This window comes from Arthrobacter agilis, from assembly GCF_030816075.1.
Lineage (GTDB): Bacteria > Actinomycetota > Actinomycetes > Actinomycetales > Micrococcaceae > Arthrobacter_D > Arthrobacter_D agilis_E.
Genome location: NZ_JAUSXO010000001.1, coordinates 2899026 through 2923589 on the forward strand (window position 1 = coordinate 2899026; position 24564 = coordinate 2923589).

Annotated in this window: 23 protein-coding genes, 1 pseudogene and 1 riboswitch; of the genes and pseudogenes, 10 read left to right on the top strand and 14 right to left on the bottom strand. The window is 70.7% G+C overall.

Annotation, left to right across the window (positions count from 1 at the left end; all coding sequences use genetic code 11):
• Position 1: 1 nt before the first annotated feature.
• From QFZ50_RS13510 to QFZ50_RS13525, 4 genes are all read right to left on the bottom strand, one after another.
• Positions 2–961 (bottom strand): FecCD family ABC transporter permease, encoded by a 960-nt coding sequence (locus QFZ50_RS13510; RefSeq protein ID WP_307086820.1) that lies wholly within the window; start codon positions 959–961, stop codon positions 2–4.
• 95 nt (positions 962–1056) lie between these two features.
• Positions 1057–2121: a FecCD family ABC transporter permease gene (locus QFZ50_RS13515; RefSeq protein ID WP_307084980.1), complete on the bottom strand. Its 1065-nt coding sequence runs from the start codon at positions 2119–2121 to the stop codon at positions 1057–1059.
• A gap of 142 nt (positions 2122–2263) precedes the next feature.
• A complete protein-coding gene (locus QFZ50_RS13520) occupies positions 2264–3268 on the bottom strand; it encodes a glutathione S-transferase family protein (RefSeq protein ID WP_307084982.1) in 1005 nt (334 codons plus the stop codon).
• 76 nt (positions 3269–3344) lie between these two features.
• Positions 3345–4436, bottom strand: a complete 1092-nt coding sequence (locus tag QFZ50_RS13525; protein WP_307084984.1) for a YihY/virulence factor BrkB family protein — start codon at positions 4434–4436, stop codon at positions 3345–3347.
• Between the two features lie 140 nt (positions 4437–4576).
• On the opposite strand from QFZ50_RS13525, the gene QFZ50_RS13530 reads away from it, so the two are divergent.
• Complete coding sequence (locus tag QFZ50_RS13530; RefSeq protein ID WP_307084986.1) at positions 4577–5659, top strand: NAD-dependent epimerase/dehydratase family protein; 1083 nt, start codon at positions 4577–4579, stop codon at positions 5657–5659.
• 30 nt (positions 5660–5689) lie between these two features.
• Here the strand turns inward: QFZ50_RS13530 and QFZ50_RS13535 are convergent, their stop codons facing one another.
• The 3 genes from QFZ50_RS13535 to QFZ50_RS13545 form a co-directional block, all read right to left on the bottom strand.
• A complete protein-coding gene (locus QFZ50_RS13535) occupies positions 5690–7759 on the bottom strand; it encodes a sensor histidine kinase (RefSeq protein ID WP_307084988.1) in 2070 nt (689 codons plus the stop codon).
• 217 nt (positions 7760–7976) lie between these two features.
• Positions 7977–9020, bottom strand: coding sequence for an NAD(P)-dependent alcohol dehydrogenase (locus QFZ50_RS13540; protein ID WP_307084990.1), 1044 nt, complete (start codon positions 9018–9020; stop codon positions 7977–7979).
• Positions 9021–9143: 123 nt separating this feature from the next.
• Positions 9144–9893, bottom strand: coding sequence for a DUF7793 family protein (locus QFZ50_RS13545; protein WP_307084991.1), 750 nt, complete (start codon positions 9891–9893; stop codon positions 9144–9146).
• Between the two features lie 162 nt (positions 9894–10055).
• Here QFZ50_RS13545 and QFZ50_RS13550 point away from each other — a divergent pair, with 162 nt between their 5' ends.
• From QFZ50_RS13550 to QFZ50_RS13560, 3 genes are all read left to right on the top strand, one after another.
• Positions 10056–11426 (top strand): dihydrolipoyl dehydrogenase family protein, encoded by a 1371-nt coding sequence (locus QFZ50_RS13550; protein WP_307084992.1) that lies wholly within the window; start codon positions 10056–10058, stop codon positions 11424–11426.
• Positions 11427–11654: 228 nt separating this feature from the next.
• A complete protein-coding gene (locus QFZ50_RS13555; RefSeq protein WP_307084994.1) occupies positions 11655–12008 on the top strand; it encodes a hypothetical protein in 354 nt (117 codons plus the stop codon).
• A 98-nt stretch (positions 12009–12106) separates the two neighbouring features.
• Complete coding sequence (locus QFZ50_RS13560) at positions 12107–12373, top strand: DUF6480 family protein (protein WP_307084995.1); 267 nt, start codon at positions 12107–12109, stop codon at positions 12371–12373.
• A 70-nt stretch (positions 12374–12443) separates the two neighbouring features.
• Here QFZ50_RS13560 and QFZ50_RS13565 read toward each other — a convergent pair whose 3' ends face one another.
• From QFZ50_RS13565 to QFZ50_RS13580, 4 genes and pseudogenes are all read right to left on the bottom strand, one after another.
• Positions 12444–12770: a PRC-barrel domain-containing protein gene (locus QFZ50_RS13565; protein ID WP_307084997.1), complete on the bottom strand. Its 327-nt coding sequence runs from the start codon at positions 12768–12770 to the stop codon at positions 12444–12446.
• 80 nt (positions 12771–12850) lie between these two features.
• Positions 12851–13907, bottom strand: a pseudogene (locus tag QFZ50_RS13570) (iron-siderophore ABC transporter substrate-binding protein).
• A gap of 129 nt (positions 13908–14036) precedes the next feature.
• Positions 14037–14465 carry a ChaB family protein gene (locus tag QFZ50_RS13575; RefSeq protein WP_307084998.1) on the bottom strand — a complete coding sequence of 143 codons (429 nt, stop codon included), beginning with the start codon at positions 14463–14465 and terminating at the stop codon, positions 14037–14039.
• Positions 14466–14610: 145 nt separating this feature from the next.
• Positions 14611–15558, bottom strand: a complete 948-nt coding sequence (locus tag QFZ50_RS13580) for an ATP-grasp domain-containing protein (RefSeq protein WP_307085000.1) — start codon at positions 15556–15558, stop codon at positions 14611–14613.
• 238 nt (positions 15559–15796) lie between these two features.
• Here QFZ50_RS13580 and QFZ50_RS13585 point away from each other — a divergent pair, with 238 nt between their 5' ends.
• Positions 15797–16768 carry an FKBP-type peptidyl-prolyl cis-trans isomerase gene (locus QFZ50_RS13585; RefSeq protein ID WP_307085002.1) on the top strand — a complete coding sequence of 324 codons (972 nt, stop codon included), beginning with the start codon at positions 15797–15799 and terminating at the stop codon, positions 16766–16768.
• A gap of 126 nt (positions 16769–16894) precedes the next feature.
• Positions 16895–17455, top strand: a complete 561-nt coding sequence (locus QFZ50_RS13590; protein WP_307085004.1) for a dihydrofolate reductase family protein — start codon at positions 16895–16897, stop codon at positions 17453–17455.
• A 21-nt stretch (positions 17456–17476) separates the two neighbouring features.
• Here QFZ50_RS13590 and QFZ50_RS13595 read toward each other — a convergent pair whose 3' ends face one another.
• Both QFZ50_RS13595 and QFZ50_RS13600 read right to left on the bottom strand, forming a co-directional pair.
• Positions 17477–19048 (bottom strand): AbgT family transporter, encoded by a 1572-nt coding sequence (locus tag QFZ50_RS13595; RefSeq protein ID WP_307085006.1) that lies wholly within the window; start codon positions 19046–19048, stop codon positions 17477–17479.
• A 95-nt stretch (positions 19049–19143) separates the two neighbouring features.
• A complete protein-coding gene (locus QFZ50_RS13600) occupies positions 19144–20463 on the bottom strand; it encodes a M20 family metallopeptidase (RefSeq protein WP_307085008.1) in 1320 nt (439 codons plus the stop codon).
• A 182-nt stretch (positions 20464–20645) separates the two neighbouring features.
• Here QFZ50_RS13600 and QFZ50_RS13605 point away from each other — a divergent pair, with 182 nt between their 5' ends.
• The 3 genes from QFZ50_RS13605 (at position 20646) to QFZ50_RS13615 (ending at position 22990) form a co-directional block, all read left to right on the top strand.
• Entirely contained in the window at positions 20646–20867 is a 222-nt protein-coding gene (locus QFZ50_RS13605; protein ID WP_307085010.1) for a hypothetical protein, read from the top strand.
• 34 nt (positions 20868–20901) lie between these two features.
• On the top strand, positions 20902–22539 hold the full coding sequence (locus QFZ50_RS13610) for an ABC-F family ATP-binding cassette domain-containing protein (protein ID WP_307085012.1): 1638 nt from the start codon (positions 20902–20904) through the stop codon (positions 22537–22539).
• Positions 22540–22597: 58 nt separating this feature from the next.
• Positions 22598–22666: riboswitch (guanidine-III (ykkC-III) riboswitch) on the top strand.
• Between the two features lie 9 nt (positions 22667–22675).
• Entirely contained in the window at positions 22676–22990 is a 315-nt protein-coding gene (locus tag QFZ50_RS13615; RefSeq protein WP_307085014.1) for a DMT family transporter, read from the top strand.
• Here QFZ50_RS13615 and QFZ50_RS13620 read toward each other — a convergent pair.
• On the bottom strand, positions 22980–23408 hold the full coding sequence (locus QFZ50_RS13620) for a GAF domain-containing protein (protein ID WP_307085015.1): 429 nt from the start codon (positions 23406–23408) through the stop codon (positions 22980–22982). The genes QFZ50_RS13615 and QFZ50_RS13620 overlap by 11 nt on opposite strands.
• A 622-nt stretch (positions 23409–24030) precedes the next feature.
• Here QFZ50_RS13620 and QFZ50_RS13625 point away from each other — a divergent pair.
• The gene (locus QFZ50_RS13625) at positions 24031–24564 is read left to right on the top strand and encodes a hypothetical protein (protein ID WP_307085016.1); all 534 of its coding nucleotides are present in this window, start codon (positions 24031–24033) and stop codon (positions 24562–24564) included.

Below are 24564 nucleotides of genomic sequence, written 5' to 3' on the forward strand. Positions count from 1 at the left end.
GTCAGCCTCCCTGGCCTGAGCGGTTGGCGGTGGCGAGCAGCCACAGCAGGAACGGTGCGCCGAGGGCGCCGGTCAGGACGCCGACGGGCAGCGACGTCCCGGGGATGAGGTTCGCGGCGATGAAATCCGCACCGAGCACGATGACGGCGCCCACGAGGGCCGCCATGGCCGGGGACGGCCGGTTGGCGAGCAGGCGTCGGGCGATGGGCCCGGACAGGAACGCCACGGAGGCGACGGGCCCTGCGGCGGCGGTGGCGACAGCGGCGAGGGCGACGGCCACGGCCATCAGTCCCAGCCGGGAGGCCTCGACGCGGACACCGAGGCCCGCCGCGGCGTCGTCGCCCAGTTCGAGGCCCTTCAGGCTCCGCGAGAGCACTGCCGCAGCGGGGAGCAGCACCACGAGGGCGGCGGCCAGCACGGTCGCGCGGTCCCACGTGCTCGAGTTGAGCGAGCCGCCCAGCCACAGGACGGCTTCGCTCGCCGTGCGGAGGTCGGTGCGGGTGATGAGGAAGCTCACGAGGGCGTGCAGCACTGCGGCGAATCCGATGCCCACGAGGATGAGCCGGTACCCGGCCACTCCCCCGCGCCGGGAGACGAGGTAGATCGCCGCGGCGACCAGCAGCGCACCGAGCAGCGCCGAGACGGACACCGCGGCACCCGCGGCACCGAACAGCACTATCGCCGTCACGGCGGCTGCGCTCGCACCGTAGCTGATGCCGATGATGTCGGGGCTCGCGAGGGGGTTGCGCAGCATCGTCTGGAAGACGGTGCCGGCGATGCCGAACGCCACCCCGATCAGGAGGCCGATCACGGCCCGGGGCAGCTTGTTCTCCAGGACGATGAAGCTCGCTCCCGGGATGTCCGCGCCGCCGAGGATGCGGAAGAAATCGGGGATGGTGACGGTGTAGGAGCCGAGGAGGACGTTGACGGCGAACAGCACGACAACGACGGAGGCCACCATGGCCAGCCGCGTACCCGTGCTCCTGCGGCGACGGGCCCGGCCGGCGGCGAGGCCTACGGCGGGGCGGGGCGCGACGGCGTGGTCGAGCGTGGCGCTCACAGCTGGGCCATCCGCCGGCGCCGCACGAGCCAGATGAAGAAGGGCGCACCCACGACGGCGGTCATGATGCCCACCTGCACCTCGCCCGGCGGGAGGATGATGCGCCCGAGGATGTCCGCCCCGAGCAGCAGCACGGGTCCGAGGAGCGCGGAGAACGGCAGGATCCAGCGGTAGTCGGCGCCGACGACGAGCCGCACCATATGCGGGATGACGAGGCCCACGAAGGCGATCGGCCCGGCCGCGGCCGTGGCGGCACCGCACAGGATCACGACGCCGAGGGCCGTGACGCCGCGGGCCAGGTTCACGTTCTGGCCGAGTCCGCGGGCCACGTCGTCGCCGAGCGCCAGGCTGTTGAGGACCTTGCCGGTGGCGAGGGTCAGCGCGAGGCCGCCGAGGATGAAGGGGGCGACGGCGCCGATGACGTCCCACCCGCGCCCGGACAGCGTGCCGACCTGCCAGAAGCGGAAGGCGTCGAGCGTCTCCTGGCTCGAAACGAGGACCGCGTTGGTGAGGCTGCCCAGGCCCGCGGCCAGGGCTGCCCCCGCGAGGGCGAGCTTGACCGGCGTCGCACCCTCCCGTCCGAGGCTCGCCACAGCATAGACCACGAGGGCCGCCGCGCCGGCTCCGGCGAACGCGCACCAGATGTAGCCGGATGCACCGCTGAGGCCGAAGACGTAGATGCCGACGACGACGGCGAGGGACGCCCCCGCGTTGATGCCGAGGATCCCCGGATCGGCCAGCGGGTTGCGGGCGACACCCTGCAGGGCGGCGCCGGCCGAGGCGAGGGCGGCCCCGACGAGCAGCCCCACGACCGTGCGGGGGACGCGGGAGAGCACCACGGCGTGGTCGCCGTTCGAGGGGTCGAAGGCCGTGACGGCGTCGAGCATGGTGCCGATCCCGACCGAGCGCGCGCCGATGGTGAGGGAGGCGAGGCAGAACACGAGGAGCACCAGCGCCGTGAGGACGAGCTTCACGAGGGTGCGGGGGGTGGAGGATCGACGGCGCGCGGGGAGATCTCCAGCGGCCTGACCAGGGCGCAGGGAGGTGGCCTGGACTGCCATGGTGCCTCCCTCAGACGGGTCGATCGGTCTGAAGTAAGGCTAGCCTACGCTCCGGACAATTAAGAAACGAGTTTGTTCCCTAATCCGGCGCGCGGGACGGACCGACGGAAGGACCCGGCGGCCCGTCGAGGGCCCGTCCGGCCTAGGCTGCGGCCGGCGGCGTGCCGTCCCCGAAGGGCCGCCCGCCGAGCGCTTCACGGCCGTGTGCGGTCGCCCACCGGGCGAGGTCCGGCCCCTTGGGCACGATCCGGGTGGGATTGATGTCCTCCTGGACGATGTAGTAGTGCTGCTTGATCTGCTCGAAGTCGATGGTGTCCCCGAAGCCCGGCGTCTGGAACAGGTCCCTCGCGTAGCCCCACAGGGCGGGCATCTCGGTCAGCTTGTTCCGGTTGCACTTGAAGTGGCCGTGGTAGACGGGATCGAAGCGCACCAGCGTGGTGAACAGGCGGACGTCGGCCTCCGTGATGGTGTCCCCCACGAGGAACCGCTGGGTGGCCAGGCGCTCCTCGAGCCAGTCGAGCGCCGTGAACAGCCTGTCGTAGGCGGCGTCGTAGGCCTCCTGGGAGCCTGCGAATCCGCACCGGTACACACCGTTGTTCACCTCGGTGAAGACCCGCCGGTTCACGGTGTCGATCTCCTCGCGGAGTGACTCCGGGTACAGGTCGGGGGCGCCCTCCCGGTGGAAGTCCTTCCACTCGCTGGAGAAGTCGAGGGTGATCTGGGGGAAGTTGTTGGTCACCACGGCGCCGGTGGTGATGTCCACGACGGCCGGCACGGTGATGCCGCGGGAGTAGTCCGGATCGCGCTTGAAGAAGGCCTCCTGCAGGCGCTCGATGCCGAGGACCGGGTCGCGCCCGTCCGGGTCGAGGTCGAAGGTCCAGGACCGGCTGTCGTGCGTGGGCCCGGGGGTCCCGAGGGAGATCGCATCCTCCAGTCCGAGGAGCCGCCGCACGATGATGGTGCGGTTCGCCCAGGGGCAGGCGCGGGCGGCGATCAGCCGGTAGCGCCCCGCCTCCACCGGGTAGCCGTCGGCGCCGTCGCGGGTGATCCGGGTCTCGATGTACTGGGTGTCCCGCGTGAACTCCGCGCCCGTGGTCACGTAGGACCCCTTGGTGCTGTGCGTGCCGGTCTGCTCGGTGTCGGTCATGGTGCCAGTCTAGGGCGGCACGCAGGAGGCCCGGCCGAAAAGCATGGCCGGGCCTCCTGGCAGGTGCGTCGCGTGGCTACCGCTGGGCGGACTCCCGCTCGTACTTCTCGCGGAGCTCGCGGCCCTCGCGGACGAGCTTGAGTTGCTTCTCGGCCTTCTTGTCCGCGGCCTTGGTGTCGCGCGGCGGGAGCTGGATGGTCTCCTCCGCCTCGATGCCTGCCTGGAGCTGGCGTCCGCGCTCCATCTCGGCGTCGAACTCCACCCCGAACAGGAGTGAGAGGTTCGCGAGCCAGATCCACAGCAGCAGGACGATGACGCCGGCGATCGCGCCGTACGTCTTGTCGTAGCTGCCGAAGTTGGCCACGTAGAAGGAGAACGCCGCGGTGGTGATGGCGAGGACGAGCAGCGCGATGAAACCGCCGAGGCTCATCCAGCGGAACTTGGGCTGCCGGACGTTCGGTGCGCCGTAGTACAGCACGGCGATCATGAGGATCGCGAAGAGCACCACGACCGGCCATTTGGCGATGTTCCAGATGGTCAGGGCGGTCCCGCCCAGCCCGATGGTGTTGCCGACGGCTTCCGCGACGGGCCCGGACAGGACGAGCATGAGGCCCATGGCGACGATCAGGATGAGCACGATCACGGTGATGAGCAGCATCTGGGGGCGGAGCTTGATGAAGCCGCGGCCCTCCTCCACCTCGTAGACGCGGTTCATGGCCCGCGAGAACGCGTTCACATAGCCCGACGCGGACCAGACGGCGCCCACGAGGCCGATGACGAACGTCAGCCCGGCTGCCTGGTTGGAGGCGAGGCCCTCGATCGTCGGCTTGATGGTCTCCAGCGTGTCCGGCGGCGCGAACTGGCCGATGATCTCGAGCACCTGGTTCGTCGTGTTCTGGGCCTGCCCGAACAGTCCGAGCAGCGACAGGAGCGCCAGGATGCCGGGGAAGATCGCGAGGACGGCGTAATACGTCAGCGCCGCTGCGAGGTCGGTGCACTGGTCCTTGCCGAACTCGCTGACCGAGCGCTTGAACACGTACTTCCACGCCGGCTTCTTGACGTCCTTCGGATCGTCCGGCTTGCGGGGATCATCGGGATCCGGCGCGTTCCGCGCCTTTTGACTGGCGTCGCTCGTGGCGTCGCTGCGTACCCTGCTGTTGCTGCTCACGGATACCTTCCGGTCGGGCCCCGGTGGGGCGGGCTGGCGACTGTACGTCTGCTTCAACTGCACCATAAGCTTGCTTAGCAGTCCAGTCTCGATCGGTGCACGCATCGTCAGGTGGCAATATCCGGCTCAGGAGAGAAATCATGCATATCGCAGTCATCGGCGCCACCGGCAATGTCGGCACGGCGGTCCTTTCCCGGCTCCAGCGCGCCGCCGGCGACCGCGAGGCCATCCGGCGCTCCGGTTTCGACACCTCCGAGGACACGGGAGGTATCGCGATCACCGCGATCGCCCGCACCGTGCCGGACACGTCCCGGGCACCGTACGACGGCGTGGACTGGCATGCGATCGACGTCGGCACCGACGAGGGCCGCGAGGCCCTGACCCTCGCACTGGCCGGCGTCGACGCCGTGATCCACCTGGCGTGGGCCATCCAGCCGAACCGTGACGAGGCGGCCATGCACCGGACCAACGTCACCGGGACGGCCAACGCTCTCGCCGCCGCGGGCGCCGCCGGTGTGCGGCAGTTCGTCTGCGCCTCGTCGGTCGGGGCCTACTCCCCCGCGGACAAGGCCACCCGGAAGGACGAGTCCTGGCCCACGGCCGGCATCCCGTCCTCCCACTACAGCCGCCACAAGGCCGAGCAGGAGCGGCTGCTCGACGCGTTCGAGCACGACTTCCCCGAGATCCCGGTGGCACGGCTGCGGCCCGGGCTGATCTTCCAGGGCCCGGCCGGCAGCGAGATCGGGCGCTACTTCCTGGGTCCGCTCGTGCCGAAGGTGCTGCTGGGCGGCCTGCCACTGCCCCTGCTGCCCGTCCCGGCGTCGTTCATCTTCCAGGCGGTGCACGCCGACGACGTCGCGGACGCCTATTGGCGCGTCGTCGCACGGCGTGCCTCCGGTGCCTTCAACATCGCCGCCGAGCCCGAGCTCACCCCGGAGCGTGTCGCCGACCTCCTGGGGGCACGCCGCGTCATCGGTTTCCCGGTGCGCCTCCTGCGATGGATCGTCGGCGCTAGCTGGGGGCTGGGCCTCCAGCGGACGGATCCGGGGTGGATCGACATGGCGTCGCAGAGCCCGGTCATGGACACGTCGAAGGCGCGGACGGTCCTGGGCTGGGAGGCCCGGCACTCCTCCCGCGAGGCGATGGCGGAGGTCCTGGCCGGTCTGCGCGCCGGCAGGGGCCGGGACGGTTCGCCCAAGCTGTACCCGCGCTCGGACACGTAGGCCCGGGCCCCGGCGGGATGCCGGGACGGGTCAGGGGGTGGAGACCCGGGGGGTGTGCTCGTCGGCGGCCAGCGGGATGCCCGCGGGCAACTGGTCCGGCGCGCCGGGCAGGCCGACCGTGAACTCCGCGCCGCCCTCCTCGAGGTTGCGGACGCTGATGGATCCGCCGTGGGCCTCGGCGATGCGCCGGCAGATGGCGAGCCCCAGGCCCGTGCCCGTCGCCTGTCCGATCCCGTTCTCGGAGCGGTGGAACTCCTCGAACACCCGCTCGAGATCGCCCTCGGGGACGCCGATCCCGTTGTCACGGACGTGGATCAGCGTCCTGCCGGTCGAGGCGTCCACGGTGGTCGCCACGGTCACCTCGCCGGTGCCGTCCGTCCTGCCGTACTTCATGGCGTTGCCCACGAGGTTCTCCATGAGCTGCAGGAACAGCCGCTGGTCGGCGTAGACCGGGTCGTGGGCGTCGACCACGAACCGGACCTCGGGGAGTTGCGTGCCCGGCAGGGCGGTCCGCAGGTCGATGATGCCCTCGACCACCTGCCCCACGTCGATCCTCGATGCGGTGAGCCGCTCCTCCTTGGCCAGGCTGTAGGCGAGCAGGTTGCGGATGAGGGTCCTCATGCGCAGGCTCGCCTGCTGGAGCCGCTCGATGCTGGCCTGCCGTTCGGCGAGCGGCAGGTCCGGGTCCTCGAGCAGCTCGAGCCAGCCGTCGAAGACCGTGAGCGGTGTCAGGAGGTCGTGCGCGACGACGGACGCGAAGCGCCCGAGATCACGCTGGTACACGCGCTCGTCCGTCACGTTGCGCAGGACGACCACCGCGCCGCGCTCGCCGGGAAGGGGGACGGCGTCGACCGACAGGTGCATCACCTCGCCCGTACGGTGCACGAGGTCGAGGTCCATGCGCTCCGTGACGGTCCCCTCCAGCGCCCGGGTGAGGGGGTTGTCCCCCTCGTCCAGGGGCTCCCCCCGGGCAGTGGTGACCTCGTAGTCCCGCCGCCAGATCTCACCGGGCTGTGCCGTGCCGGACCCGAGCCAGCGCTCGCTCGCTGCGTTCTGGAAGATCAGTCGACGGTCCGGCCCCGCGACGAGGACGCCGTCGTTCATCCTGCCGATCACGAGGTCCCGGAGGTCCGCGGCCGCCTCCGCCTCCTCCGTGGCGCGGTACAGGCGGGCGATCAACCGGCGCCGCTCGTCCATGCTGAGGGCGAGGACCGCCGAGAGCGAGAAGGCGATGAACATGAAGGACTGGGCGACGTAGGCGGCGGTGACGGGACCCAGTCCCTGGAACGGCCCGAGGCCGCTGAGGGTGAAGAAGACCAGGAAGCCGCCGCTCAGGAGGCCGTGCAGCGTGGCCCACCCCGCGCGGAGACGCAGCCCGGCCCACATGTGGGCGGGGATGGTGATGTAGGCGATCGGCAGGGCGGCGGCGGTGCCGAAGGTGGCGGTGTACAGGACGATCGATACGAGAACCAGCAGGGCGTACTCGGCGCGGCGCGCAGAGGTCAGCTTCGGGTACACCTCGCCGCCGGCCCTGGCCCTGATGCCCGAGGCGATGACGACCCCGAGGGATCCGAGCGCCGTCAGGGACACCGCGTGGCGGACCAGCCAGGGGATGAAGGCATTCACGGGCTCGGCCATGCCGTCCACGGCGCTGCCGGCCACGATGAACAGTGCGCCCACCGAGCAGGAGACGAGGGCCACCATGCCGAGCCGGAGGTAGTCCCCGACGGTCTGCACGGTGAGGCCCGGCACCAGCCGCCGGAAGAGGGAGACGGCGACGGCCGTCTGCGCCATGCTCCCGAAGGCGACCGCGAGCGCGAGCGCGAGGCTGAGACCGGTGGCCAGGTTGACGACGGCGAGGATGGGCAGCGTCGCCACCAGGGCCACGGCGAGATCCCGCCGGGTCCGCGAGGCCCAGAGTCCCCACAGGAAGTTGACACCGGCGGCGGGCCAGACCAGGGCGAGTCCGGAGGACTCGAGGTTGGTGTGGCGGCCGAAGAGCGCGGCGGCGGCGAGCAGGACGGCGAACACCAGGTGGAGCGATACCGGCGGGAGCGCCGCCAGCCTCCGCACGACCCCGTTCATGCCCTTCTCGCCCATCCCCAGTACCCGTTCACCGAAAGCCGTGTCCCGCCGCGATCGGACCAGGACCGGGCGTGCGGCCGGGACCGGCCACCGTTGGACAGCATACTTGGTGCCTCCCCACCACGGGGTGCGCGGCAGGGGGCGGGCACCGGACGTACCCGCCCCCTGCCCGCTCCGGCCCGCGTGGTCGGCCGGCTACCCGAGGGGGCGGCCTGCGGGTCGTGCGGGCGGACTACCCGAGGGTCGCGGTGTCGATGACGAAGCGGTAGCGCACGTCGGAGGACAGCACGCGCTCGTAGGCCTCGTTGATCGCGTCGGCGGCGATGAGTTCGATCTCGGGTGCGATCCCGTGCTCGGCGCAGAAGTCGAGCATCTCCTGGGTCTCGCGGATGCCACCGATCCCCGAGCCGGCGAAGGAGCGCCGCTGGTTGAACAGGGTGAACACGTGCAGGGGAAGCGCGTCCGCCGGCGCTCCCACGTTGACCATGGTCCCGTCGAGGCGGAGCAGCGAGAGGTAGGCGTCCAGGTCGATCTTCGCGCTCACGGTGTTGAGGATGAGGTCGAAGCTGCTCGCGAGCTGCTTGAACGTGTCGGGATCGCTGGTCGCGTAGTAGTGCTCGGCACCGAAGCGCCTGCCGTCGTCCTGCTTGCCCAGGCTCTGCGACAACACGGTGACCTCGGCGCCCATCGCGTGCGCGATCTTGACGGCCATGTGGCCGAGGCCGCCGAGCCCGACGACCGCGACCTTCTTGCCGGGGCCCGCGTTCCAGTGGGCGAGCGGCGAGTAGGTGGTGATCCCGGCGCAGAGCAGCGGTGCGGCCGCCTCGTAGGGGATGGCCTCCGGTACGGACAGGACGAAGTCCTCGACGACCACGATGTGGGTGGAGTAGCCACCCTGGGTGATCGACCCGTCACGGTCCACGCCGGCGTACGTCCCGACGTTCCCGTTCAGGCAGTACTGCTCCTCGCCCTGCCGGCAGTTGGCGCACTCGCGGCACGAGTCGACCATGCAGCCGACACCCACGCGGTCGCCGACCTTGTGCCGGGTCACCTCGGCCCCGGTCTCCTCGACGATCCCGACGATCTCGTGGCCGACGGTCAGCGGGTACTGCTGCGGCCCCCATTCGCCGCGCACGGTGTGGATGTCGGAGTGGCAGACGCCGGCGTAGGCGATCTTGATCAGGACGTCCAGCGGGCCGACGTCACGGCGCTCGATGGTCGTGGGGACGAGCGGCTCGGTGGCGGACGGGGCTGCGTAGGCTTTGACGGTTCTCATGCGGTTCCTCCTGAGGACTGGATGGTCACCGACCTCACGGTAGGGCGTATCGGCCCGCGCCGTGGAATCGCACGGGTGCCCGGCCCGGGCATCGCCCGTGGCCCGCCGATGTGCAGTCCTCCGTCAGGGGGCCCCTGCCGAGGCGAGCCAGAGCCTCGCCTCGGCCGCCGAGTCGAAGAACCTCGTGGGATAGGGCGGTGTGTGGAGCTGCTTGTAATAGGCCGCGATCATCCGGTCACCCTCCACGCCGACGATCGCGAGCGCGGAGACGTCGAGCCGCTCCGCGAACACCTGCAGCGCCTCACGCGTGAGGGACACCATGTTGTTGTTGAGCGCGAGCATCGGCGGACGGCGGGAGGGGTTGAGGGCTGCGGCGGCGGTGACCACGGATTCCGCCGCCTCGGTGGTCACGCTCGTGCCGCGGTCCCACTCGACCACCAGGAGGCCGTCCTCCATCCGGGCCCTGAACGGGTCGGGGTCCACGGCCTGCCGGCTGGTGGTCTCTCCGCCCTCGGCCGTGCCGGTCAGCCAGGCGATCGCCTCGGCCTCGGCCGTGAAGTACCTGCTGGGGGTCGCCGAGCGGTAGTTGAAGGCCGTGAGCACCTTGCCCACCTCGTCGACGCCGACCACGCCGGTCCGCAGGGAACAGGTGTCCTCGATGAGGAGGCGGCGGGCGTCCCGCGTGATCGCGTCGACCAGTCCGATGTTCACCAGGAGCGGCCGTCTGCCCGTGGGCGACGCCGCCGTCACGGCGGCCGTCGTCGCGCGCACGTCGTCCGCCTCGATGGTGACCCCCGCGGCCCAGCGCAGGCGCAGGAAAGCGCCGTCGTCCGTGAGTGTGTAGCGTGAGCGCTCCCCAGCGTGCCCGAGCATCTGCATCCGTTCGAGTCGAGTGAACTTCGATCGTAGGCCCCCTGGACCCCGGCCGCACCACAGCGCGTCCGCGCCGTGGGGTATTCCGGGGGCGCATTGTGGCCCCGGCCGCCTCCGGGGAGGATGGGACGAGCCCGCGAAGAGTGACCGAAGGAGCGTTTCATGGAGTACACGTTCGATGTCCTCGTGATCGGCGGTGGACCCGCCGGCATGGCGGCTGCCACACGCGCCGCCGAACTGGGGGCGCGCGTGGCCGTCGTCGAGCGGTCCGCCCTGGGCGGCACCTGCGTGAACTCCGGGTGCGTGCCGACCCGCGTGCTCGCCAAGACGGCACGACTGTTCCGCGAGGTCCGGACGGCGTACGACTACGGGATCGTGGTGGACAACCCGTCCGTCGACTGGGACAGGACCGTGCAGCGCGTGCGGGCCACCGTGGCCCGCGTGCTCGACGCGAAGGGGTACGGCCCCACCATGGAGCGGCTCGGCATCGAGCTCATCGAGGGCGACGCCGAGCTGACCGGTGAGCACTCCGTCGTCGTGGCCGGCCGTGAGGTGAGCGCCGCCTCGATCATCCTGTGCATCGGGGGAAGCGGCCGGCGCCTGCCCATCGAGGGCGCCGAGCACGCCGTCCTGCCGCACGAGGTGCTCGGTCTCGAGCGCCTCCCCGGCACCGTGGCGATCATCGGCGCCGGCCACACCGGCGCGCAGATGACCACCATCTTCGACGCCCTGGGCTCGGAGGTCCTCCTGCTGGATCTCGCGCCGCGCATCCTCATGACCGAGGACGACGACGTCGCCGCCGCCGTCACGGCCGCCTTCCTCGGCAAGGGCGTGCAGGTGGAGACCGGCATCGGAGGGGTGGACGGCATCCGCAGGGGGGACGGAGGGCTGGATCTCACCTGGCAGCAGGACGGCGCGGCGCGCTCGCGGACGGTCGACGCCGTCATCATGGCTGCGGGCTGGCCCGCGAATCTTCCCGGTCTGGGTCTCGAGGCGGCCGGCGTCGTGACCGCCCGGTCCTTCATCCCCGTCGACGAGTACCTGCGCTCGAACGTCCCGCACATCTTCGTGGCCGGTGACGCCAACGGCAGCAGCATGCTCGTGCAGGCGGCGGTCTTCGAGGGCGAGACGGCAGCCGAGAACGCGGTCCTGGGCGCCACGCGCACCACGCCGCACCACCTCCTGCCCGAGGGCGGCTTCACGGATCCGGACTACGCCGGCGTCGGGCTCACGGAGACCAGGGCGAGGGAGCGGGACGCCGAGTGCCTCGCGGTCACAGTGCCCTATGCCGCCGTCGAACGCCCGATCATCGACGACCGCGAGCAGGGCTTCCTCAAGCTCGTGATCGACCGGCGTCGGGAGCTGATCCTCGGGGCGCACGCGGTCGGGGAGAACGCCGTGGAGGTGATCACGGCCGTGGCGTCCGCGATGGCGGCCGGCACCGACCTCGCGACCCTCGCCCGGGTGAAGTTCGCCTATCCCACCTACAGCGCGGTCATCGGGCACGCGGCACGGTCGGCCCTGCGCAGCTAGCCGCACGCACGGCGCCCGGCCACCCGGGCGCAGTGCGCAGTGCGCGGTGCAGGACAGCCGGAGGCGCAGGACCGCCGGAGGCGCGGCATCCACCGGAAGGAGCACTCGGAGCACACCTGTCGACCCCACGGACCGCGCTGCTACAGTGGCTGTCACCCCAAGGGCAGGTCTCTCATTCCCCACCACTTCCCCACCACTTCCCCACCACCTCTCAGGGAGACGACGGCGATGACCGACAGGAAATTCAGCGCGACGGAAGAATCGACGAGCAGGCACCCGCAGGACTGGGGGCGCGCCATGGCGGTCGCCATCTGCCGCCTCGCGGACATGGCGCGGGAGGCCGGGGATCCCGTGCACCACGAGGCGCTGATCGGTGAGGACCTCCACCTCTTCGTGGAGGACACGGAGCACGGCGTGAGCATCACGATGTCCTGGACACCCCGGGAGCAGGGCACGCTGCCGCCGGCACCCGCCACGCAGGGGGCCTGCGAGGAGGCGGTCGATGACGGCGCCGCCGAGCACAGCGCTGCCGGGCAGCGGTTCGATCCGACCGGAGGCAGCACCGCAGGGCTCGGCCAGTAGTTCCGCAACCGGCGGCCCGCCACGACGCTTGATAAGCATACTTATGATGTGCGGGGTAGGGTGGCAAGGAATCACCGAGCCAACCAGCGGAGGCCAGCATGAGTGAACGCCCTGATCCCTCGAACGCGGGAAACCCCGACCCTGTCGAGAACAACATCACCGGCCTGGAGCCGGGTGGTGGGGTGCCGCCGGGCGAGACGCCGCCCGCGGAAGCCAGCACGGCGTGGCAGCAGCAGGGGCATGCGGACGAGGAGACACCGTCGAAGGGCCGCCAGGGACTCTGGCTCGTCGTCATCGGCATCGTGGTGCTGCTGTTCCTGCTCTACTTCGTCGGCTACATCGTGGGCATCATCGACCTGTTCTAGCCGGTGCGGCAACGACGGAAGCCCCCGACCGCATCAGCGGTCGGGGGCTTCCGTCACTCCTGTCGGCGTTCTAGGACGCGTCGGCGCCGTCCCGGAGCCTGTAGTAGTCGATCAGGGCCGATTCCTCCGCGGCGGAGAGCTCGATGCTGCTGGCCGCGCTCGGGGCATCCGAGATCTGGCTCTTCGTCCACGCGAGGTGGAGGTCGTCGCCCTCGAAGTGGGAGTTCGCGAGGGGCACGTAGTGCTTGCGCGAGTTCAGCAGCCCGAGGGAGACGGTGATCCACGCCGGGATACCGGACTCCTTCTCGAGGTGCACGTCGTTCACGTCGCCGAGCTTCTTGCCGTTGCTGTCCCAGGCCGTCGCCGCCTGGAGCTTGCTGATTTCCGACTGTGCCATCGGGTTCCCTTCGTAGGACGAGATGTCGGTCCGCCTCCCATTCCAGCCCAGATACGACCGGAGGGCAATCGGATCCGGCGTCAGGCCTTGTCCGCGGCCTCGCCGAGCATCGGCAGGAAGCGGTCGAGGGCCCAGACGAGGCTCAGCGGGTTGGCGGCCGAGATGGAGAGGGTGAGGGTGTTGTCGCTGTCCGCCACGAGCGCCCCGCGCCGGACGGCCGGGATCTGGCCGAGCAGCGGGTCGCTCGCGATGGCTTCCTTGGTGGCCTCGTCCGGCACCCAGGTGACGAAGATGTCGGAGTCGAGCTCGTCGGCGCGCTCGGAGGACCACGGGATGAAGAACTCCTCGGAGTCCTTCGTGTTCTCGGTGATCACGTCGGCCTGGACCATGCCGAGCTGCGTCAGGAACCGCGGGCGGTTGTCCTCCGCCGTGTAGACGCTGACACCCTCGGCGCTGCCCGGCGCGAGGGTGCCGTAGATGAAGGTCTTGCCCTCGAGCTGCGGGTACTCGGCGGCGGCGTCCTCGATGGTCTGCTCCGTCCGGGCCACCAGCTGCTCGGCGTCGTCGGCGAGGCCGAGGGCCGTGCCGATCATGCGCGTGGAGTCCTGCCAGCCGGTGCCGTAGGCGACCTCGGGGTAGGCGACGACCGGTGCGATCTTGCTCAGGGTGTCGTAGTCCTCCTTGGGAGAGCCCCGAGTAGGCGGCGAGGATGACGTCGGGGTCGGTCGCGGCGATGTCGTCGAAGGCGATGCCGTCGGCCTCGGAGTACTGCGCGGGGGCGTTCTCGGTCCCGATGGCGGCACCGAGCTCCTCGAGCTTCGCATCCTTCCAGGGGGTGGACTGGTTCTCGTTGCCGCCGTAGGTGTCCGCCGGCATGCCCACGGGGACGACGCCGAGGGCGAGCGACACATCCGCGTTCACCCAGGACACCGTGGCCACGCGCTCGGGCTTCTCGGTGAGGGTGGTCTCGCCGAACGCGTGCTCGATCGTGACGGGGAACGCGCCGGCATCCGCCGTGGCGCTGCTGCCACCGGTGGCCGAGGTGCCGCCGTCGGCGGGACCGGTGGAGCAGGCGGACAGCGAGAGGACGGCGACGGCGGCTGCGGCGATCAGGCCGCGCAGGCGTGAGGGGGCCATGAGGCTCCTTGGCTTCTATGGGGCGTGCGTGGCCTCGCTCGAGGTCTCCGCGTGAGTAGAAGTAAGGCTAGCCTAAGGGTCTCCGGATTAGGAAATGGTTTTGTTGCGTAATCGGTGCGCCCGCCGCACCTACCGTGCCTCCCGCGCCTTCCGCGTCTCCCGGTCGTTGGCCTTCTGGAGCTCCGTCACGAGCTCTGCCTTGGACATGCGCGAGCGGCCCGGGACGTCGAGCTTCTTCGCGAGGTCGTAGAGGTGCTGCTTCGAGGAGTTGGCGTCCGCGCCGCCGGCCGTCGGCCGGGCGTCCGCCCGGTCCCCGGCCGCCTGCTCGTCCGAGGGGCCCTTGGCCTCCTTGGGCTCCCAGTGGTCCCCCACCTTCTCGAAGCCGTGCTTGAGGGAGGCGAACGCCGTGCGGCGGGCGCGCTCGCCGTCGCCGCCGTACTGCTCCTCGGCGGAGTCGAGGGTCGCGGCGAACGTGTCCTGGGCCTTCCCGTCGGAGCGCTGCAGCGTGCTCGGCAGCGTCTCCGCCTTGACCTTGCCGTCCTTGGTGAAGCGGGACATCGGCTGCATCCTTCCGGGCGTCTGGACGCCGCCCCTGCTGGGACGGCCGGGTCTGTACGAGCACGCTACCGCAGGCGGCAGGGCTCGTTCGAGCGGATTCCGCCGCCCGCACCCGGTCGTCGGGGCGGTATCGGGCAGGGTGCGCTCAGGCGAGGGACGCCAGGTAGCGTACGAGCTCCCGCGGTGCGGACGTCGGGGCCACGGCCTCGACGGCGGCGTTGTAGTTGGTGTTCGTGTTGACGTCGTAGGTCAGCACCCGGCCGTCCGCCGTCTCGATGAACTCGATGCCGCACACCTCCAGGGCGTTGCGCCGTGCGAATTCCTCGAACTGCGCGATCACGGGGTGGTCGAACCCCTCGCGGAGACTGAAGAGCTGCTGGTCGGGCTCGGGGGCGATCGTGGCGCCGGGCGGCATGATGGGCCGGCCGGTCTCGGGATCGATCGCGCAGGCGTCGGCGGGGCACAGCTGGAAGCCGCCGCGTGCGGTGTCGGCCTTGATGGCGTAGACGAACTTTCCACCCACTATCTCGGCCCGGGTGATGAAGGGCTCGGCGGCCTGGATGAAGTCCTGCACCAGGGTGATGCCGTCCTGCGGCTCCTCGAACTCCGGCGAGCCCACGTAGTCGGCCAGTTCCTCGTGCGAGTCGAACTTCCGCACCCCCAGGCCCTTGCCGCCCTGGTTGTGCTTGAGGATGAACGGCGCCTCGAAACCCTCGGCGGCCTCGAGGATCCGGTCCCGTCCGACGGCGGCCACCGTGCGGGGGGTCTCGATCCCGGCTGCCTTCAGTGCGGTGAGCTGGTCCACCTTGCTCATCTCGAGTTCGAGCACCCGCCGGCCGTTGACCGTCCGGCGCCCGTGGGCCTCGAGCCAGGACAGCACGGACCGCGCGTAGTCCTTCGACAGGGCGTGGTCCCGGGTGTGGGCGGAGGCGCTGATCCGTGACCAGAAGATACCTTCCGGCGGCGTCGAATCGAGGTCCAGCACCCCGTCCGTGAGCAGCCATTCGACCACCTCGACGCCTTCGGCCTCGAAGGCGCGGGCGAAGGGCGGGAACCATTCCGGGTTCTCGTGCAGGGCGTAGACCGTGGTCACGGGGGTCCTTCCGACGAAGAGGATGGGTCTGGCGGCATAACCCGTGCGCCCGGGCACCTATTCCGGGGCGGCCTGCTGAGGCGGGCCGGGAGCCGCGCCGGTGGGCCGCCGGGGAGGAGGGGCGCCGACCGCCCTCACAGGACGTTCACAGGGAACTCGGTGTCCGGCCCCGTAGGCTTGTACGGGTCCGTTGTCCGGCGGGCGGCCTGAACCTGACAGCGAAGCGAGAGTAGTTCCCGTGCGAAAAGCAGTTGCGATCATTCTTCCCCTGATGCTGGGGCTCACCGCCTGTGGCGGGTTGACGACGGAGAGCCTGACCAAGGAGATCTACTCGGCTTCCGCCGGCCGGTCGGCGGGGGCGGCGGGGGTGTTCGATTCGGTGACGGTGTCCGGGGGGTCGGATGAGGAGGCGCCGACGGTGGAGTTCGAGTCTCCCCTGGATACCAGTGCCGCGGCGGCGAAGACGGTCGCCGAGGGTGAGGGTGAGCAGATCCAGGAGGGTCAGCAGATCCGGGTGCAGTTGGTGGCCCTGAACGCCGAGGACGGGTCGGTGCTCGGTGACACCTACAGTCAGGGCCAGCCGCAGGTGCTGCCCCTGGATGATGCGTTCAAGAGCGAGTTCCCCGAATTGTTCGAGGTCCTGACCGGTACGAAGGTCGGGGCGCAGGTCGCGTTCGTCGCGCCCGCCCCGCCGGCGGCGGAGGGTGCCCCGGAGACCCCGGAGCAGGTCCTGGTGCTGAAGGTGATCTCGGCCGAGCAGCCGCCGCCGGAGCCGGAGGTCCTCTCGCCCGAGGACGTCAAGGGCCTGGACGAGGAGGGCCGCCTGCCGACGTTCGCGTTCGATGACAAGGGCGCCCCGGAGGTCACGATCCCGGACAACGACCCGTCCGAGGATCTCGTCGTGAAGGTCCTGGAGGAGGGCGACGGGGAGGAGATCGCCGAGAGCGATACGATCACCGCGAACTACACGGGGTGGACGTACGCCGATGGGCAGAAGTTCGATTCCAGCTTCGATCGGGGGGAGCCGGCGAGTTTCCCGCTGAACGGGGTGATCACGGGCTGGACGAAGGGCCTGGCCGGGCAGAAGGTCGGTTCCAAGGTGATGCTGGTGATCCCCGAGCCGTGGGCGTACCCCAACGCCGGGCAGGGCCAGCCCTCGGGCACCCTGGTCTTCTACGTCGAGATCGTCTCCAAGGACGCCGCCAAGTAACCCCACCCCGCTCCGGGTGTGTCCGATGAGTTCCACCGCCGGGCGCCGTCTACAGTTCGATCCGAGGACCCCCGGCACGCACCCGTGCCGGGGCAGGACCGTCCGCCATCTGCACCCGGGAGAGCCATGCGCACACTGATCGTCACCGAATTCATCTCGCTCGACGGCGTCATCGACTCGCCGGGCGGCGGCGACCACCCGCATGCCGGCTGGACCTTCAAGGACATCGAGTTCGACGAGGCGGCGTACGAGATCAAGGGCCGTGAGCAGGAGCAGGCCACCGCCATGCTGCTCGGACGCGTGAGCTACGACGAGTTCGCGCCCGTCTGGCCCACCATGGACGAGTTCGCCGAGTACAACGCCATGCCGAAGTACGTCGTCTCCAGCACCCTCACCGACCCCGGCTGGAACAACACCACGGTCCTGCGGTCCCTCGACGACGTCGCCCGGCTCAAGCAGGAGGACGGCGGAGCCATCCTCCTGCAGGGCAGCGGCACCCTGGCGAGGAACCTCGCCGCGGCGGGCCTCGTGGACCGGTACCACCTGCTCGTCTTCCCGGTGCTGCTCGGATCCGGCAAACGACTGTTCGACGATGCGCCGCAGGCGGCCCGGACGCGGCTGGATCTCGTGGAGAACGCCGTGTACCCGAACGGCATCTCGCTGGCCGTGTACGACGTCGTCCGCTGACCGGAGGTCGGGTCCGGCCGGCTACTGGCCGATGAAGATGCCGTTGCCCGGGCCCAGGGGCAGGTCGAGATAGAAGAACACCGTCAGGATGGCGACCCAGGCGAGCCAGAACGGCACCACGAACGGGAGCATCCGTGCCATCAGCGTGCCGAGGCCGGCGTCGGGCTCGTACTTCCGCAGCATGGTCAGCAGCACGATCATGTAGGGGTTCAGGGGCGTGATGACCTGGGTGGCCGAGTCACCGACCCGGAACGCACCCTGGATGAAGGCCGGCTCGTAGCCGAGCAGCGCGAACAGCGGCACGAAGACCGAGGCCATGAGCGTCCACATCGAGGATCCCGAGATGATGAACAGGTTCAGCACGGATGCCAGCAGGATGAACGCGAGGACTGCCGGGTACCCGGTCAGCCCGATGCTCTCCAACGCCCCGGCGCCCGCGACGGCGATCCAGGAACCGATCCCGGACCAGTTGAACAGCGCGATGAACTGGCCGAGGATGAACGCGAGGACCAGGAAGCCGGCCATGTCCTTGATCGCCTCGCCCATGACACGGGGCACGTCGCGTCCCGTGGTGATGGTGCCGACGACCCGCCCGTACACGAGCCCCGGGATCGTGAAGAGCAGGAAGACGATGAAGACGATCGAGCTCAGCAGCGGCGAGCGCGGTAGGAAGCCGCCCGTCTCGTTCCGCCAGGGCGAGTCCGGCAGGAGCACGGCCACCAGGATCACCAGCGCCACGACGACGCCCACGATCACCGCCCACCGCAGGCCGCGCGCCTCCTGCGGCTCCAGCTCGGCCTTCAGGACCACGGGTGCGGCGGCGTGCTCGCCGTCCTCCACCACCTCGTCGACGGGCACGTTCTGCCGGGCGAGCCGGGGCTCGAGCACCCTGTCGATGATGAACCCCGCGATAACGATCAGCACGAGCGAGGACGCGATGTTGAAGTAGTAGTTCGAGAGCGGCGTGACGGGTGAGCCGGCGTTGGGCAGGTTCTCCGTGACCGCCGTCGTGATGCCGGCGAACAAAGCGTCGAGGCTCGTGACGAGCAGGTTGGTGGAGTAGCCGGCCCCGGCGGCCGCGAAGCCGCCGAGCAGCCCGGCCACGGGATGCCGCCCGGCCGCCTTGAACACGAGGGCCGCGAGCGGCGGGATGATGACGAAGGCGGAGTCGGACATGACGGAGCCGACGACGCCGACGAAGCCCACGGCGTAGGGCAGCGCCCAGCGCGGGGCCGAGCCGAAGACACGGCGGATCAGGGCCCCGAGCAGGCCGGACTTCTCGGCCACACCGACCGCGAGCAGGATGGGCAGCACCGTGGCGAGCGGCGGGAACCCGAGATAGTTGGCGCCGATGTTCTCCGTCAGCCAGGTCAGGCCCTCGCCCGTGAAGAGGCCCTTGATGACCGTCGCCTCCTCGGCGCCGGGCACCTGCACGGTGACGTTGCCGAGCGCCATGCCGGTGGTGACGACGGCCGTGATCGCGAACAGGATCAGGAAGAGCATGAACGGGTCGGGCAGTTTGTTGCCCACCCTCTCCACGCCCGTGAGGAACCGGTCCGTCAGTCCCGGGCGGGGTGCTGCAGTGGTCGACATGCGTTCTCCTTGGCGGTCGGTGCTGCGGAAGCTGCGGGTGGTCCGGCTGCCGGTACGGCAGGCACCGGGCGCCCGGGTGGGGCCGGCAGGGTGGGTCAGGAGAAGTAGGCCGGCACGTCGATCGCGCCGCCCTGCCGCTCGAACTCCTCGTGTACGGCCGCCTGCAGGGACGTGTCGGCGAGATAGTCGAGCGCGGTGAGCGCCAGGCCGACGGCGCCGTCCAGTGCTCCCTGCTCGGCGGCGGCGCTCCTGGCGGCCTCGGCGAATCCGCGGGTGTGCAGCGCCGTGGACGGTTCCGCGATGCGGATCAGGGGGTGGATGCCCGGCACGCGGTAGCTCACATTCCCGAAGTCGGTCGACGCCGCGAGGGTCTCCGAGACCACGCCGAGCGGGAGCGGGGAGCGGCCCCGCCGCTGCTGCGCCGCGACCCAGCGGCCGGTCAGCGCGCCGTTGGTGCGGATGGGCAGCGACGGCGGGTGCTCGTCCCACTGCAGCTCCACGCCCGTCCCGGTCATCAGGGCGGCTCCGCGGGCGACGTCCTCGAGGCGTGCGCTCAGGTCCTTCAGGGTCGCCGGCTGCTGGGAGCGGGCGTAGAGCTTCATCACGGCGCGGCCGGGGATGATGTTGGGGCTCTGACCGCCCTCGGTGATGTTCGTGTGGACCCGGTCCGACGGCGGCAGCTGCTGGCGGAGCAGGCCGATGCCCTGGTAGGCGAGGTTGGCGGCGTCGAGCGCGTTCCGGCCCATGAACGGCTGGGCGGATGCGTGCGCCTCGACCCCGGTGAAGGTGATCGTGAGCAGCCTCCGCCCGAGCCACACCTGGTCGGCGAGGTCGTAGCCGTAGGGGTGCACCATGATCGCGGCGTCGACGTCGTCGAACGCTCCGTTGCGGGCCAGGACCTCCTTGCCCGAATGCCCTTCCTCGGCCGGGGTCCCGAGGAACACGACGCGGCCGGGCAGCCGGTCGGCCACCGCTGCCAGGGCGAGGAACGCGCCGAGGCCGGCCGCCGCGATGACATTGTGTCCGCAGGCATGACCGATGCCTGGGAGGGCGTCGTACTCGGCGAGGACCGCGATGGTCGGGCCCGCTGCCGCGTCCCCCGCCTCCGCGCGCACCGACGTCTCCACCCCGTGCACGCCGAGGCGGGCGTCGATGCCGTGCCGCGTGAGTTCCTGGTGCAGGAGCATGGCACTGTCGTGCTCCTCGAACGCTGTCTCGGGATGGGCGTGCAACTGCTGCACCACGTGTCGGAGTCGCTCCGCGACGGCCTCCACGCCGCGTTCGACGTCGTCGGCCAACGCGGACGGCGCTCCGTCGAACGGCGACGGGGCCGGCACCGCATCGGCGAGGAGCCTCTGCGTCCTCTCGTCGATGGATTGCAGGTACGAGGTGTCCGGCGGTGTGGGATGGGCCATTCGAGTAGCCTAAGCAACGATCAGCAGGCTGCGCACTCCCGAACCGCCATACCGGGCGGCGCAAGGGCCCTGATCGCCGAAAGATAACCTTCCCGAAATATCCCGGCAACACCGCTCCCGAATCATGGAGGAAGCCGCCCGCCAGTCTCAGCGGGCGCACCCTGGACCACCAAGGAGCACCCATGACCGCCATCGCCGCCCCCGGTACCGCCCGCGTCCTCGACCTCGGTGCGCTCAGCACCGGAACCGTCGTCGAGGCCCGACGGAAGAACGAGGTGCACTACCGCGGGTGCGTCGAGGACACCGCGCCCGGTCTCGGTGTCGTGTGGATCCGCGACGACCTGGCCGGGCACCGCGCCCTCCTCCACCTCGACGACTACAGCATCTGGCACGTGGCCGCCTGACCCGGGGCGTTCCCTGCCCTCCTAGACTGGAGGGATGACTGCAACCCTCGTGGCGAAGGACCTGTCCGGGGGCCACGCCCACCGCACCCTCTTCTCGAAACTCGACCTCACCGTCGCACCCGGGGACGTCGTCGGCGTCGTGGGCGCCAACGGCGCGGGCAAGACGACGCTCCTGCGGCTCCTCGCGGGGGCGGACACTCCGATCGCCGGCACCGTCCGCACCACGCCGCCCGGCGCCTTCGTGGGGTGGCTGCCGCAGGAGCACGAGCGCCTCGACGGCGAGACGGTGGCCGCCTACATCGGGCGCCGCACCGGCACGACGACGGCGACGACCGCCATGGAGGACGCGGCGGCGGCCCTGGGCAGCGGGACGAAGGGCGCCGACGACGCCTACGCGGTGGCCCTCGACCACTGGATGGCATCCGGTGCCGTGGACCTCGAGGACCGCATGCCGTCCGTGCTGGCGGATGTCGCCGGGGGCGTGGACCCCGCGTCCCCCACCACGGCGCTCTCGGGGGGCCAGCTCGCCCGGGTGGCCCTGGCCGCCCTGCTGCTCAGCCGCTTCGACGTCGTGCTCCTCGACGAACCGACCAACGACCTGGACCTCGCCGGCCTCGAACGCCTGGAGTCGTTCATCCAGAACCTGCGCGGCGGCGTCGTCCTCGTGTCCCACGACCGCGAGTTCCTCGCCCGCTGCGTCACCACCGTCGTCGAACTCGATCTCGCACAGAACAGGGTGGCGGTGTACGACGGCGGCTACGACGCCTTCCTCGAGGAGCGGGCCGTCGCGCGGCGCCATGCGCGCGAGGCGTACGAGGAGTACGCGGAGAAGAAGCAGGACCTCGTGGGGCGGGCGCGGACGCAGCGGGAGTGGAGCTCCCAGGGCGTCCGCAACGCGATGAAGAAGAGCCCGGACAACGACAAGATCCGCCGCAAGGCCAGCATGGAGTCGTCCGAGAAGCAGGCCCAGAAGGTCCGCCAGATGGAGTCGCGCATCGCGCGGCTGGACGAGGTCGAGGAGCCGCGCAAGGAATGGCAGCTGCAGTTCACCATCGGTGCGGCACCGCGGTCGAGCTCCGTCGTCGCCACCCTGAACAACGCCTCGGCCACCCAGGGCGGTTTCACGCTCGGGCCGGTCTCGCTGCAGGTCACCGCCGGTGAGCGCATCGGGATCACGGGCCCCAACGGTGCGGGGAAGTCGACGCTGCTGCGCCTCCTGCTCGGCCACCAGCAGCCCGACGACGGTATCGCCGCGCTCGGCCCGAGCGTCGCGGTCGGCGAGATCGACCAGGCACGCGGGCAGCTCGACGACGCCCTCCCCCTCGGTACGGCCTTCGAGGCGCTCGTGCCGGAGCTGTCGCAGGGCGAGGTGCGGACCCTGCTCGCCAAGTTCGGGCTCAAGGCGGACCAGGTGCGCTCCCTCGTCGGCGCCCTCTCCCCCGGGGAACGGACGCGCGCGGGGCTGGCCCTGCTGCAGGCGCGCGGCGTGAACCTCCTCGTCCTCGACGAGCCGACCAACCATCTCGACCTGCCGGCGATCGAGCAGCTCGAGGACGCCCTCGAGTCCTACACGGGGACCCTGCTGCTCGTCACACACGACCGCCGGCTGCTGGAGAACGTGCGCCTCGACAGGCGCTGGAGCGTGGAGCGGGGCCGGGTCACCACCGGGTGACGCCCGGTCCGCGGAGCGGCGCCGGACGGACCCGGCGCCGTTCCGTGACACCATGGACGGTGGGGCGGGGACCTGCCGCCTCCCGGACGATGGGTGCCGTACCCGGTGTGCGACAAGACGGCCCAGGGAGAGAATCATGGCCTGGATCATCCTCGTCGTCTCCGGAGTCCTCGAAGCCGTCTGGGCCACGGCCCTCGGCAAGTCCGAAGGCTTCAGCAGACTCGCGCCCACGATCGTGTTCGGCGTCGCCATCATCGCGAGCATGGCCGGCCTCGCCTACGCCATGCGGACCCTGCCCGTCGGGACGGCCTACGCCGTCTGGGTGGGGATCGGCGCGGCCCTCACCGTCATCTATGCGATGGCCACCGGCACCGAGCCCGCCTCGCTGCTGAAAATCGTGTTCCTGCTCATGATCGTCGGCGGCGTCATCGGGCTGAAGCTCATCCACTGACGGCCGTGTCCGGACCCGCCCGGACGCCGGCCAGTCCCTGGACGGACGCCGCGAGGACCCGCAGGGACCGGGCATCCGCCATGGAGAACCCGCGGGGCCGGACCGCGACGACGCACAGGGCGCCGATGCGCCAGCCACCCGGCCCGAGCACGGGATACCCCGCATAGAAACGGACGTGGGGAGCGCCGGCCACCAGGGGATCCGATGACACCCGGGGGTCGTGCAGCGCGTCGGTGACGATGAACGGCCCGGGGCCGTCGATGGTCTGGAGGCAGAAGTACGCATCACGCGGGTCGGCCTGTCCCATCGTTCCGGCAGCCGAGGTGACGACCTGGTCCCGCCGCGCGACGAGGGCGAGCGTGGAGGCGCACCCCGGGAAGCGGCGCGCCGCCTCGGCGGTGATGGCATCGAGTTGCACCGCGTTGGCACCGCGCAGGAACCCGGCCCGCTCGAGCGATTCGACCGCGCAGGGCCTCCGCCCTGGCCGCGCCGACGAGGGGGCGGATCAGGTCCGCCGGGAGCACCTCCGACTCCCGGTAGGACCCGAAGGCCCCCGCACCCTGCCAGAGCGGATCACCGCGCTGGGGCGACCGGCCCGGGGATCCCTGCCGCTCCTCGACGAGGAGGTTCACGGCGCGCGAGACCAGGTCGCGGTCGGCACGCCGGGCGGGGAACAGGCCGTTCAGGTAGCCGTCCACCAGGAGGCCTTCGCCGGTCCCGCCGAGGCCCACGTAGACGACCCACACCTCGAACGGATCCACGCCCGCCTCGACGAGGACCTGCCGGGTCAACCACTGCTGGGGAATTGCCTTCACTGCGAAACCGCCCTCGTCGGCGCCAGTACTGACCGGGATTCGGTGCGGCCGCCGGCCCGGATGTGTCGGCCCCGCCGGTTTCCCCGGTTTCCCCGGTTTCCCCGGACGGGCTTGAGGTACGGCGGGGACATTGCGTCAAAACTGAGCCGGGGCAACCGGTTCAGTTGAACTGCGCTTGGGAGTATCGGTGCAGGCTCAGGTGGGCCGCGACGAGGAGTTGATGGCATGCAGAACGACGACACCCTGACGGCGATGGACTTCGCCGGACTGTCCGTGTACGAGACCTGGATGCACTACTGCGCGATGGGCGGCCCCAGCCACTACTTCGAGTTCGACGCGTACCTCCACGGCCTGTCCACGCTCGATACCGAGGACGCCGATCTCGTGTCGCAGGCCGTCAACGAACTCATCGACGACGTCCTCCCCCTCGAGGAGGCGACGCTCTGCCGCGCCCCCTACTCCTGGCGCCCGACGGCGGACACCAGCGCCCTCCTGCTGCACGCGGAGGACGACGTGGACGTGTCGTCCCGGCTCCCGGTGCCGGACCTGGTGCCGGATCTGGTGCCGGACCTGGTGCCGGACCTGGTGGCACCCCACACGGCAGCCACCTTCGGCTCCCGCTTCCTGGCCGGACTCGACGTCAGCGCCCTGACCGGCCGGCCGGGCATCCCCCTGCCGCCCGGCGCACCCGTCGAACTGCTCGGTGAGATCCTCGACAGCCGCGTCGTCGGCCGCGCCGTGTCGCGCAACCGCCAGTAG